Annotated in this window: 15 protein-coding genes; 14 read left to right on the top strand and 1 reads right to left on the bottom strand. The window is 65.2% G+C overall.

The genetic code is table 11. The annotated features are described in order from the left end of the window. Positions 1-133 precede the first annotated feature (133 nt). Positions 134-1,192 carry a polysaccharide deacetylase family protein gene (locus GGD66_RS26070; protein WP_183259413.1) on the bottom strand — a complete coding sequence of 353 codons (1,059 nt, stop codon included), beginning with the start codon at positions 1,190-1,192 and terminating at the stop codon, positions 134-136. A gap of 164 nt (positions 1,193-1,356) precedes the next feature. Here GGD66_RS26070 and GGD66_RS26065 point away from each other — a divergent pair, with 164 nt between their 5' ends. The 14 genes from GGD66_RS26065 to phoB all read left to right on the top strand — a co-directional run bounded on the left by GGD66_RS26065 (position 1,357) and on the right by phoB (position 13,643). Next, the gene (locus tag GGD66_RS26065; protein ID WP_018316901.1) at positions 1,357-2,751 is read left to right on the top strand and encodes an OmpA family protein; all 1,395 of its coding nucleotides are present in this window, start codon (positions 1,357-1,359) and stop codon (positions 2,749-2,751) included. Positions 2,752-2,753: 2 nt separating this feature from the next. After that, complete coding sequence (locus GGD66_RS26060) at positions 2,754-3,050, top strand: hypothetical protein (protein WP_018316902.1); 297 nt, start codon at positions 2,754-2,756, stop codon at positions 3,048-3,050. Between the two features lie 100 nt (positions 3,051-3,150). Next, on the top strand, positions 3,151-3,741 hold the full coding sequence (locus GGD66_RS26055) for a TetR/AcrR family transcriptional regulator (protein WP_183259412.1): 591 nt from the start codon (positions 3,151-3,153) through the stop codon (positions 3,739-3,741). Beyond that, entirely contained in the window at positions 3,738-4,643 is a 906-nt protein-coding gene (locus tag GGD66_RS26050; RefSeq protein ID WP_183259411.1) for a haloalkane dehalogenase, read from the top strand. The genes GGD66_RS26055 and GGD66_RS26050 overlap by 4 nt, the downstream gene beginning before the upstream one ends. Before the next feature lie 11 nt (positions 4,644-4,654). Then, positions 4,655-4,882, top strand: coding sequence for a SelT/SelW/SelH family protein (locus GGD66_RS26045; RefSeq protein ID WP_018316904.1), 228 nt, complete (start codon positions 4,655-4,657; stop codon positions 4,880-4,882). 19 nt (positions 4,883-4,901) lie between these two features. Continuing rightward, positions 4,902-5,333, top strand: a complete 432-nt coding sequence (locus tag GGD66_RS26040) for a GNAT family N-acetyltransferase (RefSeq protein ID WP_183259410.1) — start codon at positions 4,902-4,904, stop codon at positions 5,331-5,333. A gap of 429 nt (positions 5,334-5,762) precedes the next feature. Then, the gene (locus GGD66_RS26035; RefSeq protein ID WP_018316906.1) at positions 5,763-6,818 is read left to right on the top strand and encodes a lysylphosphatidylglycerol synthase domain-containing protein; all 1,056 of its coding nucleotides are present in this window, start codon (positions 5,763-5,765) and stop codon (positions 6,816-6,818) included. A 57-nt stretch (positions 6,819-6,875) separates the two neighbouring features. Then, on the top strand, positions 6,876-8,168 hold the full coding sequence (locus tag GGD66_RS26030) for an ATP-binding protein (RefSeq protein WP_018316907.1): 1,293 nt from the start codon (positions 6,876-6,878) through the stop codon (positions 8,166-8,168). A 150-nt stretch (positions 8,169-8,318) separates the two neighbouring features. Continuing rightward, positions 8,319-9,332, top strand: a complete 1,014-nt coding sequence (pstS, locus tag GGD66_RS26025; protein WP_179739972.1) for a phosphate ABC transporter substrate-binding protein PstS — start codon at positions 8,319-8,321, stop codon at positions 9,330-9,332. A 191-nt stretch (positions 9,333-9,523) separates the two neighbouring features. After that, positions 9,524-10,513: a phosphate ABC transporter permease subunit PstC gene (gene pstC, locus GGD66_RS26020; RefSeq protein WP_026201750.1), complete on the top strand. Its 990-nt coding sequence runs from the start codon at positions 9,524-9,526 to the stop codon at positions 10,511-10,513. Between the two features lie 4 nt (positions 10,514-10,517). After that, positions 10,518-11,369: a phosphate ABC transporter permease PstA gene (gene pstA / locus GGD66_RS26015; protein WP_018316910.1), complete on the top strand. Its 852-nt coding sequence runs from the start codon at positions 10,518-10,520 to the stop codon at positions 11,367-11,369. After that, positions 11,366-12,184 (top strand): phosphate ABC transporter ATP-binding protein PstB, encoded by an 819-nt coding sequence (gene pstB / locus GGD66_RS26010; RefSeq protein ID WP_018316911.1) that lies wholly within the window; start codon positions 11,366-11,368, stop codon positions 12,182-12,184. The genes pstA and pstB overlap by 4 nt, the downstream gene beginning before the upstream one ends. Positions 12,185-12,195: 11 nt before the next feature. Beyond that, positions 12,196-12,912 carry a phosphate signaling complex protein PhoU gene (phoU, locus tag GGD66_RS26005; RefSeq protein ID WP_018316912.1) on the top strand — a complete coding sequence of 239 codons (717 nt, stop codon included), beginning with the start codon at positions 12,196-12,198 and terminating at the stop codon, positions 12,910-12,912. A 23-nt stretch (positions 12,913-12,935) separates the two neighbouring features. After that, positions 12,936-13,643, top strand: a complete 708-nt coding sequence (phoB, locus tag GGD66_RS26000) for a phosphate regulon transcriptional regulator PhoB (protein ID WP_018316913.1) — start codon at positions 12,936-12,938, stop codon at positions 13,641-13,643. Positions 13,644-13,811: the final 168 nt, after the last annotated feature.

The raw sequence follows: 13,811 nt of genomic DNA, 5'->3' as shown, positions 1-13,811 counted from the left end.
AAGCTGCACCCAACAGGCCGCACATATGGATGCAAGCGATCCGGTCAAACCTCACAAAGCTCTTGTGCCACGGGGGCCGTCCACATATGGGTCCCTGCTTTCGCAGGGACGACGGCGGAGATTGGAGCAGCAGCTACGCCGCCGCGATCCGGCGGAAGCCGTTCCACATCGCGGTCGCGGCGCCCGAGGTCAGAACGGGGAGGATTCTTGCGTCCTGGTAATTGCCGTTGAGCGAGACGCGCGGCAGCGCTGTCATGTGGGCGGCATTGTCGGCGAACAGCATGCCGGGCCGCGTCGTCACCGCGGTCTTGAAGCCCGCGGTTGCAGCAAGGCCGAATTCGCGCATCCCCGCGGCCTCGCGGTCGCCATAGGGATAGGCGAGATGCAGCACCGGGCGCTGCAGCGCCTGCTCGATCCGCGCGCGGCTCGTGGCGATCTCCTGCGCGGCGACGTCTTCGGCCACCTTGGCGAGATTGCAATGGCTGACGCTATGCGCCCCGATCGTCACCAGCGGGTCGGCGGCAAAGCTCTTCACCTCGGCCCAGGACAGGCAGAGGCTGCGGCACAGCGCTGCCATGTCGACGTCGTATGTCGTGCAGAGCGCCTCGATCTCTCGCGCCAGATCGTGCTCGCCCGGCAGCGCGCGCAGCCAGTCGTGCAGGCGGTCGAAGGTTGCCTGCTTGGCGGCGGGGCTCGTCGCATCGAGCCGCAGCGCGGAATTGCCTATTCTGACGTCGACTTGCTCGGCCTTGGCGATCACGGCCTCCAGCGCCACCCACCACAACCGTCCAGTGCCCTCGGCAAAATCGCTCGCGACATAGACCGCCAGAGGCGCGTCAAATTCCCGCAGCACGGGCAGCGCGTAGTCCAGATTATCGCGATAGCCGTCATCGAAGGTGAAGGCGGCGAAGCGGCGGTCGAACCGGCCCTGCACCAGCCGCTCATGCAGATCGTTCATGCTGACGATGTCGATGTCGCGCGAGCGCAGATGGCACAGCGTGGCGCGCAGGAATTCGGGGGTGACTTCGAGATGCCGGTTCGGCTGGAACACGGCCTCGCGGGCCGGTCGCACGTGGTGCAGCATGAAAATGGCGCCGACGCCCGACAAAAGCGGGCGCAGCAGGTGGTGCGCCCCGCTGAAATAGAGTGCTCCCAGCCCGGCGCGGATGACGTTGTTACGCAGTTGTTTCATGACCCGCTGGCGGACTCTGGCATTCCGCTTTCAACTTACGGAAGAACCCTTGAAGAAAAAGTTATTCCGATTGTCCGGCTAAGGCCTTCGCAAGGGCAACATTTCCGGTTTGACAGCCTGCCAAGGGTTTGTTTTGTCTCCGGTTCCAGAGTTCGGGTCGTCGAATGAAGAAGCTTTTTAGGTGGGCCAGCAAATGGTGGCCCGGGCTGATCCCCTTGGCCGTCATGTGGGGATTTGCGGCTTGGAATAATACCTTACCGGTCGAAGCCGACCTGTCGGCGCGCAGCTCGGCTGCGCTGAAGGACACCGTCCTGGATAAGACGCGGATCGCGGTCGATGGCCGCGATGTCAGCCTGGCCGCGGACGCCTTCTCCGAGGAGGGGCGGCGGGATGCCGTGATGGCGGTCGAGACCGTCCCCGGCGTCCGCCTGGTCGACGACCGGACCCGCCTTGTTCCCGAGGCCAAACCCTTCGTCTGGAACGCCGAGCGCGACGTGGTGCGGGTGACGCTGTCAGGCTCCGCGCCCTTGCCGTCGATGAAGGGCCGGCTGACCGAGGCGGCCCGCAAGGAGGTCGGCGGCGTCGAGGTGGCCGACCAGATGGGGCTGGCGCGCGGTGCGCCGCCGCGGTTCGAGGCCGCAGCGACGCTATTGCTGGACCAGATCGGCAAGCTGAAGGACGGCAAGATCACGATCACGGACACCAAGGTCAATCTGTCGGGCATGGCGCGCGATCTCGGTGGCCGCGAGGCCATCGTAGCAGCTTTGAAGAACCTGCCCGAGGGCTTTTCGATTGCCGCCAACGACGTCAAGGCGCCGCCCTATATCTTCCAGGCCTACAAGGATCCGGTTGCCGCGACCGTGACGCTGACCGGCTACGTTCCCGACAACACCATCCACGCCGCGATCGCCACCAGCGCCGCGCGAAAATTCTTCACCGAGAAGGTCGTCGACAATCTCAAGGCCAGCATCGGCGCTCCCGGCTCCTTCAACACCGCCGTGATCGCCGCACTCGGCGCGCTGTCGCGGCTGTCGACCGGCACGCTCGTCGTCTCCGACCGCGAGGTGAAGCTGTCGGGCGATGCGCTCTACGAGGGCGCGGCCAACGACATCCGCGCAGGCCTCGGCAAGGACTTCCCGAAAAACTGGCAGTACAAGCCGGAGATCACCGTAAAGCCCGCGGCAGGCCCGGTCGATGGCACCGTGTGCCAGCAATTGTTCACGGACCTTCTGGCCAAGGGCAAGATCCGCTTCGCAGCCAAGCGCGCCGACATCGATCCGGATTCCGCCGCCATTCTCGACCATCTGATCGAGACGGCGCTGCGCTGCCCCACCACCAATGTCGAGGTCGCCGGGCATACCGATGCCGACGGCGAGGACGGCTTCAACCGCGCTCTCTCGGAGAAGCGCGCACAGGCGGTGATCGACTATCTGGTCAAGGCCGGCCTGCCCGCCAGCCGCTTCACCGCGGTCGGCCATGGCAGCACGCAGCCGCTTGCCGGCAACGACACCGACGAAGGCAAGGCGCAGAACCGCCGTATCGAATTCCTGGTGAGGTGACGATGCCCTATCTCGTCTCGTTCCATCTGGGCTGGCTGATCGGCTCGCTGCTGCTGGGCTTTTGCATGGGCTGGATCTCGGTGGTCCAGCGCGGCAACGGCACCTCGAAGGTGACGGCGCGCTGGCTCGCCGCGCTTGCTGCCGCCCTGGTCGCGGCCTCGTTCGCACACATCGTCCCCGGCCGCTTCGGCTACTGGCTCGACCTCGGCCTGATCATGTTCGCCTGCTATTTGGTCGGCTGCACCATCGGCGCCTGGCTGCGCGACCGCGTGGTCTCGCGCAGCATGCGGACCGGCTGAAGCTCCGCGGCCAACCCCCTTTTTCTGTTTGGACACGTCGTTTGAGAGAGACATCAAACGCTGCGCTTGACAACAATACGCACGTACGTATTATTCCTCCATGCCCAAGCCCTCGCTCAAAGACGCCATCCTCGACGCCGGTCTCAAGGTCATGTTCCGGACCGGCTATCACGGCACCAGTGTGCGCGATGTCACCACTGCGGCAGGCGCCCCGCAGGGGTCCTTCACCAATCATTTTCGCTCCAAGGAAGCGTTCGCCTCGGAGGTGCTCGATCGCTATTTCGAGATCACGAAGGGATTGGTCGCGGAGGCTCTTGAAGATGCCTCCCTGACCCCGCGGGCGCGGCTCAAACGCTATCTCGACATCATCACCGGCCGGCTCGAAGCCGACGGCTATGGACGCGGCTGCCTGATCGGCGATCTCAGCCTGGAGGCGGCCGGCAGCAGCGAGATGCTGCGCACCCGCCTTGCCGAAATTTTCGCCGAATGGCGCATGCCCTTCGCCGCCTGCATCAGCGAGGCGCAGAGAAGCGGCGAGATCGATTCCAAGTTCGAGGCTGAGGAGCTTGCCGATTTCCTGCTCGCGTCCTGGCAGGGCGCGATCTTGCGCATGAAGGTCGACCGCACGCCCAAGGCGCTCGAGCGCTTCAAGACCATCGCATTCAAGACCGTCTTCAAGGAGCCGGCATGAGCCAGCATTCCGAGATCCAGATCCGCAGCGCCGCCGTGCTGGGAAGCACGATGGCCTATCGCGACACGGGCGCGCAGGATGCGCCGGTCGCGCTCTTCCTTCACGGTAATCCGACGTCGTCGCACATCTGGCGAAACATCCTGCCGCTGGTGGCGCCTGTGGCGCGTTGCATCGCGCCCGATCTCATCGGTTTCGGCCGGTCCGGCAAGCCCGACATCGCCTACCGCTTCTTCGACCATGTCCGCTATCTCGACGCGTTGATCGACGAGCTCGGCCTCACCTCGGCCTATCTCGTTGCGCAGGATTGGGGCACGGCGCTCGCATTTCATCTCGCGGCGCGCCGGCCGGCCTTCGTGCGCGGGCTCGCCTTCATGGAGTTCATCCGGCCGATGCCGACCTGGCAGGATTTCCACCAGGCCGAACCCGCGCGCCAGGCTTTCCGCAAATTCAGGACCCCGGGCGAGGGGGAAGCAATGATCCTGGAGGCGAACGCCTTCGTCGAACGCGTGCTGCCCGGCGGCATCATGCGCACCCTGAGCGACGACGAGATGGAGCCGTATCGCGCGCCCTTTCCGACGCCGGACAGCCGCCGTCCCGTTCTTGCATTCCCTCGGGAATTGCCGATCGCCGGCGAACCCGCCGATGTCTATGAAGCGCTGCAATCGGCTCATGCGTCGCTCAAGGCGTCTGCATATCCGAAGCTGCTGTTCGCAGGGGAGCCGGGGGCCGTCGTCGCTCCCGAATTTGCCGAGACCTTTGCGGCCTCGCTGCAGCACTGCGCGCTTGTCCGCCTCGGGCCTGGCAGGCATTACCTCCAGGAGGATCACCCCGACGCGATCGGCCGTTCCGTTGCCGGCTGGATCGCCGGCATTGAAGCGGTGCGTCCCCGGCTTGCGGCCTGAAGGAGGACGAGATGTCCGAGGTAACCATCATCTATTGCCGGCCGTGCGGATACGAGAAGCGTGCCAAGGAGGCGGCCGCGGCTTTGCGCCGGCAGCTAGGGCTGGAAGCGGATCTCGTCCCCGGCAAGGGCGGCGTTTTCCAGGTCAAGCTCGGCGACCGGATCGTCGCCAGCCGCAGCAAAGGACATTTTCCGGACGGCGACGAAATCGTCGCTGCCGTCACCGCCGCGCGGCACTGAGCCGGGGAGGGCCTTTGCGATGTCGATTGTCTGGGCCGACGATCTCGCCGGGATCGACTGGGATGCGCTATCCGAGCTCTATCGCATCGCGCCGCTCGGCAACAAGGCGCCGGCCGATCTCGCGCTGGTGTTCGGCAACAGCATGTTTCGCGCCTTCGCCAATGAGGATGGTCGCATCGTGGCTGCGGGACGCGTCCTGGCTGACGGCCGCGACTGCGCCTATCTCTGTGATATCGCCGTGCACCCGGACCGCCAGGGGCGAGGTCTCGGCCGCGACATTATCGAGCGTTTGCTTGTGCGTTGCCGCGGCCATCGCAAGATCATCCTCTACGCCGTCCCGGGCAAGGAAGGGTTTTATGAACGCCTGGGTTTCAGGCGGATGACCACGGCCATGGCGATCTTCGAGGATCAGGCCGCAGCCTATGGCCGCGGCTATTTGACCGCGCCTTGAGGCTGCGCCCGGGACCCGCGACCTTCCGGCGCATCGGACAACCCGTCGGACGGACGCCGGGATTGCCCCCTCTTTCAACAGGCGGGCGCGGTCCATAGATTGACGTCGGCTTAAGGCGTGAAGGAACATTGTGCGGCCGAAATCATCAAAACTTCATGGCACCTGCGCAGGATCGCCATGGAGATTCGCCTCAAGTCCTGCCGCCGAAGGCGCCAAACCGTGCATCAGGAGCCCGCAACCCTGCCTAAAATATTGAATGCACGTGTTTTTGTTCGAATTGGCGAATTCCACTTCGTCCCAAAACGCGCTAGTGGAGGGGCAGGGGGCATGCGCGATACCGGAGCCGGCGGCGAGGGTTCGTTGAGTGCCAGTGCGTCGTCCGCCTGTTCGCCGGCCACCCTGGCCGCTGAAGCGTTGTTCGAGGTCTAGATGCTGGAAGCCATACGCAGGGCGACGTCGTTTCTGCGCCAGAAGCAAGTCCTGCATAAGCTTGGCGTTGTGATCAGCGTCGCGGTCATCGGCATCGCTTGCTATGTGCTCTACCACATGTTGCGAGGCATCGATTTCAACGAGGTCCTCGAAGCGATCAAGAGCACCGAGCCGACCCAGATCGCGATGGCGGCGCTGTTCGTCACCGCGGGCTATTTCACCCTGACCTTCTATGACCTGTTCGCCGTGCGCGCGATCGGCCATGCCCACGTGCCCTATCGCATCAACGCGCTCGCGGCCTTCACCAGCTATTCGATCGGCCACAATGTCGGCGCATCCGTCTTCACCGGCGGCGCGGTGCGCTATCGCATCTATTCGGCCTACGGGCTGAACGCGATCGACGTCGCGAAGATCTGCTTCCTCGCCGGCCTGACCTTCTGGCTCGGCAATGCCGCCGTGCTCGGCCTCGGCATCTCCTATCATCCGGAGGCCGCCGCCTCGATCGACCAGCTGCCGCCATGGCTGAACCGGACGCTGGCGCTGATGATCATCGTCGGGCTGGTCGGCTACGTGGTCTGGGTCTGGACCCAGCCGCGCGTGGTCGGCCGCGGGCCCTGGACCGTGGTGCTGCCGGGCGGCCCGCTGACGCTGCTCCAGATCGCGATCGGCATCGTCGATCTCGGCTTCTGCGCGCTCGCGATGTACGTGCTGGTCCCGGACGAGCCCAATCTCGGCTTCGTGGTGGTCGCGGTGATCTTCGTCTCGGCCACCCTGCTCGGCTTCGCCAGCCACTCGCCCGGCGGGCTCGGGGTGTTCGACGCCGCCATGCTGGTCGGTCTCTGGCAGATGGATCGCGAGGAACTTCTGGGCGGCATGCTGCTGTTCCGCGTCCTCTATTATCTGTCGCCCTTCGTCATATCTGTAATCTTGCTGACGTTTCGCGAAGTTATCATCGGCGCACGATCGAAGCGCTTGCAGCAGGCGGCGCTCAAGCTCGACCCCGGCCCGGCGCGTGAAGCCGCTTATGTGAGAGAGCGCAGCGACAGCGGTGCCTGACGGCGCCAAGCCTTATTTGACAGGCCTTCAGACAAGCCCCAGGAGAAGTCCGCCCCGATGGCGATCGACGCCCCATCTTCTCCCTCCGCGCAGCCCTGGTCCGACCGGCTGCGGCATTCGACCGTGATCCTGATCGCCGCGGCGCTGGCGCTGTCCGTCGTCGTCTCGCTCGGCGACTTGTCGGCGCTGCACGCCGCGATCGTGTTCCTCTGTATCGCGGCGGCCGCGCTGATCCCGTGGCGGCTGCACGATCCCGCCGCCTCGCGCGACGACGTCAGGCGCATCAACCCGGTCGAGAGCGCGGCGGTGGCCGCCGTCGTCGCCGGCATGCCGGATCCCGCGGTGCTGCTCGACCGCGCCGGCCGCGTCATCCACCTCAATGCCGCCGCCGCCCAGCTCGCACCGGCGCTGCGCCGGAACGAGCTGGCCCAGTTCGCGCTGCGCTCGCCGGAGATCATCACCGCGCTGCGCGAGGCGATCGCGACCACCGAGCCGCGGCGCGCGACCTATCTCGACCACGTCCCGGTCGACCGCTGGCTGGAGCTCATGATCACGCCGGTGCCGGTGCCGACCAGCTTCGGCGGCGCCGACAAATGCATGCTGATGACCTTCCACGACCAGACGCCGCTGCGCCGGGTCGAGGAGATGCGGGCCGACTTCGTCGCCAATGCCAGCCACGAGCTGCGCACGCCGCTGGCCGCGCTGTCGGGCTTCATCGACACGCTGCAGGGCCAGGCCAAGGACGATCCCAAGGCGCGCGAGCGCTTCCTCGGCATCATGCACAACCAGGCCACCCGCATGGCGCGCCTGATCGACGATCTGTTGTCGCTGTCGCGGGTCGAGCTGTCGGCCCATGTCCGGCCCGACACCCTGGTCGACCTGCTGCCGATCATCCGCCAGGTCGCCGACGGGCTCGAGCCGCTGGCGCGCGAGCGTCAGGTCGAGGTCGAGATCCATCTGCCCGAGGGACCGGTGATGATCGCGGGCGACCGCGAGGAGCTGCTCCGCCTGTTCGAGAATTTGATCGAGAACGCGCTCAAATACGGTGCCTCCGGCGGACGCGTCATCGTGTCGCTGACCTCAGCCGCAGCCACTGATGGAACTCAGGAAATCCGGATCATGGTCCGCGATTTCGGCCCCGGCATCGCGCCCGAGCACCTGCCGCGGCTGACCGAGCGGTTCTACCGGGTCGACGTCGGCGACAGTCGCTCGCAGGGCGGCACCGGGCTCGGATTATCGCTGGTGAAACATATTCTTAACCGCCATCGCGGCCGGCTTTTGATCGAAAGCGTGCCCCGTCAGGGTGCCACTTTCACCGCCTGTTTTCCCCAGGCTAAGACTTTAGTTTAAGCCTGAAACTCCAGCGATTTCAATCGCTTGAGTGTGTCATCCGACTGTCACGAAACCTTCGTAAAAGCACAGCCGACCGCTCCTAAAGGGGCGGCGCGGGGAGCGCGATCGGGCGCGGTTGGCGCTTCGCTCCCCTGTATGGAGACCAGCATGAATTTCATCAAAACCATGGTCGCTGCCGGCTTGCTCGCCGCATCGACGACGGTGGCCTTCGCTGCCGACATCACGGGTGCCGGTGCCACCTTCCCGTTCCCGATCTATTCCAAATGGGCTGACGCCTACAAGAAGGAGACCGGTAACGGTCTGAACTACCAGTCGATCGGCTCCGGCGGCGGCATCAAGCAGATCCAGGCCAAGACCGTGACCTTCGGCGCCAGCGACGCGCCGCTCAAGGCCGAGCAGCTCGAGAAGGACGGCCTCGTCCAGTGGCCGATGGTGATGGGCGCCATCGTCCCCGTCGTCAACCTCGAGGGCGTGAAGCCCGGCGAGATGGTGTTCGACGGCGAGACGCTCGCCAGCATCTATCTCGGCAAGATCACCAAGTGGGACGACGCCGCGATCAAGAAGCTCAATCCGAACGTGAAGCTGCCCTCGGACGCCATCACCGTGGTCCGCCGCTCGGACGGTTCGGGCACCACCTTCAACTTCACCAACTACCTCTCCAAGGCCAGCGCTGACTGGAAGAGCAAGGTCGGTGAGGGCACCGCGGTCGAGTGGCCGGTCGGCGTCGGCGCCAAGGGCAATGAAGGCGTGTCGGGCAACATCAGCCAGACCAAGAACTCGATCGGCTATGTCGAGTACGCCTATGCCAAGCAGAACAAGCTGACCTACACCGGTCTCGTCAACAAGGCCGGCAAGCCGGTGCAGCCGACCGTCGAAGCCTTCCAGGCGGCCGCCTCCAACGCCGACTGGGCCAAGGCGCCCGGCTACTACGTCATCCTGACCGACCAGCCCGGCGAGAAGTCCTGGCCGATCACCGCGGCGACCTTCATCCTCATGCACAAGGACGCCACCGACAAGGCGGCCTCGCAGGAAGCCATCAAGTTCTTCCGCTGGGCCTTCAAGAGCGGCGGCAAGGCGGCTGAAGAGCTTGACTACATCCCGATGCCCGAAGGCGTCGTGACCCTGATTGAGAAGACCTGGGCTGCCGAGATCAAGAGCTAAGTAAGGCTCTCGCGTCCCGGACGCGGTGCGGCCCTGGCGATACGAAGCATCGTCCAGTGTGCCGCTTCGCGAGAGCCGGGACCCGCAAGACTTCCGCTCCGGATCGGTCATGCCGTGTCCGGAGCGCGAGACCGACAAAAAGACTGACAACAAGCGTATATTATCGGGCACAGGGGATCGGCGTGGCAGAAATGGCCGTTCAGAGCGATGTAATCGACGACGCCGGACCGTATGACCGCGCCAAGGCCTTGAGCGCGTTCAAGCTCGGCGACGTCACCTTCTACTGGATCACGCGGCTGTCCGCGATCTCGGTGCTCCTCATTCTCGGTGGCATCATCGTCTCGCTGATCGTCGGCGCGTTCCCGGCGATGAAGGAATACGGCTTCTCCTTCCTGTGGACGCAGCGCTGGGCGCCGTCGGCCGATCCGCCCGTGCTCGGCGCGCTCGGGCCGATGTACGGCACGCTCGTCACCTCCTTCATCGCGATGCTGATCGCCATTCCCGTCGGTCTCGGCATCGCGATCTTCCTCACCGAGCTCTGCCCGCAATGGCTGCGTCGCCCGATCGGCATGGCGATCGAGCTGCTCGCCGGCATTCCCTCGATCATCTACGGCATGTGGGGCTTCTTCGTGCTGGGCCCGTTCCTGGCCAATACCTTCCAGCCCTTCATGATCAGGATCTTCGACGGCGTGCCCGTGCTGGGCGCGATCTTCGCAGGTCCGCCGTCCTATCTCAGCACGTTCAACGCCGCGCTGATCCTCGCCATCATGGTGCTGCCCTTCATCACCTCGATCTCGGTCGACGTGTTCAAGACGGTGCCGCCGGTGCTGAAGGAGGCCGCCTACGGCGTCGGCTGCACCACCTGGGAAGTCGTCCGCAGCGTGGTGATCCCCTACACCCGCGTCGGCATCATCGGCGGCGTCATGCTGGCGCTGGGCCGCGCGCTCGGCGAGACCATGGCGGTGACCTTCATCATCGGCAATTCGTTCCGCATCTCCTCATCGATCTTCGCGCCGGGCACCACGATCTCGGCGGCGATCGCATCCGAGTTCGCCGAGAGCGACGGCCTGCACCAGTCCGGCCTGATCCTGCTCGGCCTCTTGCTGTTCGTGCTGACGTTCTTCGTGCTGGCCGCAGCGCGGCTGATGCTGATGCGGCTGGACAAGAAGGCGGGGAAGTAACGTCATGGCGCTCAATCCGATCTATTCGCGTCGTCGCCGCAAGGACATCGTCATCCGCGGGCTCTGCTTCGCCGCGGCCGCCTTTGGCGTCACCTGGCTCGCGCTGATCCTGGTCACGCTGCTCTTCAACGGCTTGGCCGGCCTCAATCTTCAGATCTTCGTCGCGGATACGCCGCCGCCCGGTTCGACCGAAGGCGGCCTGCGCAACGCGATCGTCGGTTCGATCATCATGACGTTGATCGGCGTCGGCATCGGCGCGCCGCTCGGCCTGTTCGCCGGCACCTACCTTGCCGAATACGGCCGCAACGACAAGCTGACCTCGGTGATCCGCTTCATCAACGACATCCTGCTCTCGGCGCCCTCGATCATCATCGGCCTGTTCATCTATGGCGCGGTGGTGGTGCCGATGCGTGGCTTCTCCGCGATCGCGGGCGCGCTCGCGCTCGCCGTCATCGTGATCCCGGTCGTGCTGCGCACCACCGAGGACATGCTGCTGCTGGTGCCGAATCCCCTGCGCGAGGCGGCCTCGGCGCTCGGCCTGCCGCGCTCGCTGGTGATCAAGCGTATCGCCTATCGTGCGGCCCGGTCGGGCCTCATCACCGGCGTGCTGCTCGCCACCGCCCGCGTCGCCGGCGAGACCGCGCCGCTGCTCTTCACCGCGCTGTCGAACCAGTTCTTCAGCCTCGGCCTGAACAAGACGATGGCCAACCTGCCGGTTACCATCAACAACTTCGTCCAGAGCCCCTACGCCTATTGGAAGCAGCTCGCCTGGAGCGGCGCGCTGCTGATCACGCTCACCGTGCTTGCCCTGAACATTGGCGCGCGCATCCTCGGCGCCGAGAGGACTGCAAAATGACCGACTTGTCCGTATCCATGAGTTCCAACGCTCATCTGGCCTCGCAACCGCTGCCGGAAGCACCGGCCAAGGTGACGGTGCGCAATCTCAATTTCTATTACGGCGAGCACCACGCGCTGAAGAACATCAACCTGACGCTCGGCGCCAACCGCGTCACGGCGTTCATCGGCCCGTCGGGCTGCGGCAAGTCGACCCTGCTGCGCATCTTCAATCGGATGTACGATCTCTATCCGGGCCAGCGCGCCACCGGCCAGCTCATGCTGGACCAGACCAACGTCCTCGATCCCAGGCTCGACCTCAATCTGCTGCGCGCCCGGGTCGGCATGGTGTTCCAGAAGCCGACGCCGTTCCCGATGACGATCTACGAGAACATCGCCTTCGGCATCCGCCTCTACGAGAAGATCTCGAAGTCCGAGATGGACGACCGCGTTGAGAAGGCGCTGCGCGGCGGCGCGCTGTGGAACGAGGTCAAGGACAAGCTCAACGCCTCCGGCCTGTCGCTCTCCGGCGGCCAGCAGCAGCGCCTGTGCATCGCCCGCACCGTCGCGGTGCGTCCTGAAGTGATTTTGTTCGACGAGCCCTGCTCGGCGCTCGATCCGATCTCGACCGCCAAGGTCGAGGAGCTGATCCAGGAACTGTCCGAGAACTACACGATCGCGATCGTCACCCACAACATGCAGCAGGCGGCGCGCGTCTCCGACAAGACCGCCTTCATGTATCTCGGCGAGCTGATCGAGTTCGACGACACCAGCAAGATCTTCACGTCGCCGAGCGACCGGCGCACGCAGGATTACATCACCGGCCGGTTCGGCTGAGGAGACGCGACATGGGTACTGAACATACCGCAAAGGCTTTCGACACCGACCTCCAGGAGCTCACCCGCCTGGTCGCCGAGATGGGCGGCATCGCCGAGCGCATGATCGTCGATTCCGTCGACGCGCTGATCCGCCGCGACGTCGCGCTCGGCCAGCGCGTCGTCACCATCGACGCCGAGCTCGACGCGCTGCAGAAGCGCATCGAGGAACGCGCGGTGCTCACCATCGCCCGCCGGCAGCCGATGGCGGTGGATCTGCGCGAGATCGTCGGCGCCATGCGCGTTGCGACCGACCTCGAGCGCATCGGCGACCTCGCCAAGAACATGGGCAAGCGCGTCGCCGCGCTGGAGACCGACTTCCATCCGCTGAAGCTGTTCCGCGGCCTGGAGCACATGACCGACCTCGTGCAGCAGCAGGTCAAGTCGGTGCTGGATGCCTATGCCGCGCATGACCTGCCGGCGGCGATGGCGGTGTGGAAGGGCGACGAGGAAGTCGACGCGATCTGCACCTCGCTGTTCCGCGAGCTCCTCACCTACATGATGGAGGATCCGCGCAACATCTCGTTCTGCATCCATCTGATGTTCTGCGCCAAGAACATCGAGCGGATCGGCGACCACGCCACCAACATCGCCGAGACCGTGTTCTACATGATCGAAGGCCAGGCGATCACCGACAAGCGGCCGAAGGGCGACATGACCACCTTCGCCACGACGGTCCCGAATACCTGAAGACTTGAAGGAGCGACGACCCGATGGGCGCACGCATTATGGTGGTTGAGGACGAGGAAGCTCTCACCGAGCTGCTTCGCTACAACCTCGAAGGCGACGGCTATGATGTCGAGACGGTCATGCGCGGCGACGACGCCGACACCCGCCTCAAGGAGCACATCCCGGACTTGATCGTGCTCGACTGGATGCTGCCGGGCCTGTCGGGCATCGAGCTGTGCCGGCGCCTGCGCACCCGGCCCGACACCAAGCAGCTGCCGATCATCATGCTCACCGCGCGCGGCGAGGAGAGCGAGCGGGTGCGGGGACTTGCGACCGGCGCCGACGACTACATCGTCAAGCCGTTCTCGGTGCCGGAGCTTTTGGCGCGCGTGAAGGGCCTGCTGCGGCGCGCCAGTCCTGAGCGGCTCGCGACAGTGCTGGCCTATGGCGACATCGAGCTCGACCGCGACAAGCGCCGCGTGGCGCGCTCGGGCCGGCCGATCGATCTCGGCCCGACCGAATATCGCCTGCTGGAGTTTTTCCTGGAGCATCCCGGCCGCGTGTTCTCGCGCGAGCAGCTGCTCGACAGCGTCTGGGGCCGCGACATCTACATCGATGAGCGCACTGTCGACGTCCATATCGGCCGCTTGCGCAAGCTGCTCAATCTCGGCCGCGAGCAGGACCCGATCCGTACCGTCCGCGGCGCTGGCTACGCGCTCGACGACCGCTTCGCGAAGGCGGAGCAGACGTAAGGTTTGCTGGCGTTGGCTTTGGCGGGCTGCCGCCGCATTCTCCGGTGTCGTCCCTGCGAAAGCAGGGACCCATAACCACAGGCAGTGGTTTGGCGAAGACTCGGAGTGACCATCTCGCGCGACAACTGCGCCTTGTGGTTATGGATCCCCGCGTTCGCGGGGATGACA

The organism is Bradyrhizobium sp. CIR48 (assembly GCF_014198315.1).
Lineage (GTDB): Bacteria > Pseudomonadota > Alphaproteobacteria > Rhizobiales > Xanthobacteraceae > Bradyrhizobium.
Note: the sequence above shows the minus strand (reverse complement) of the source record. Positions and strands in the feature narration are given on the sequence as shown.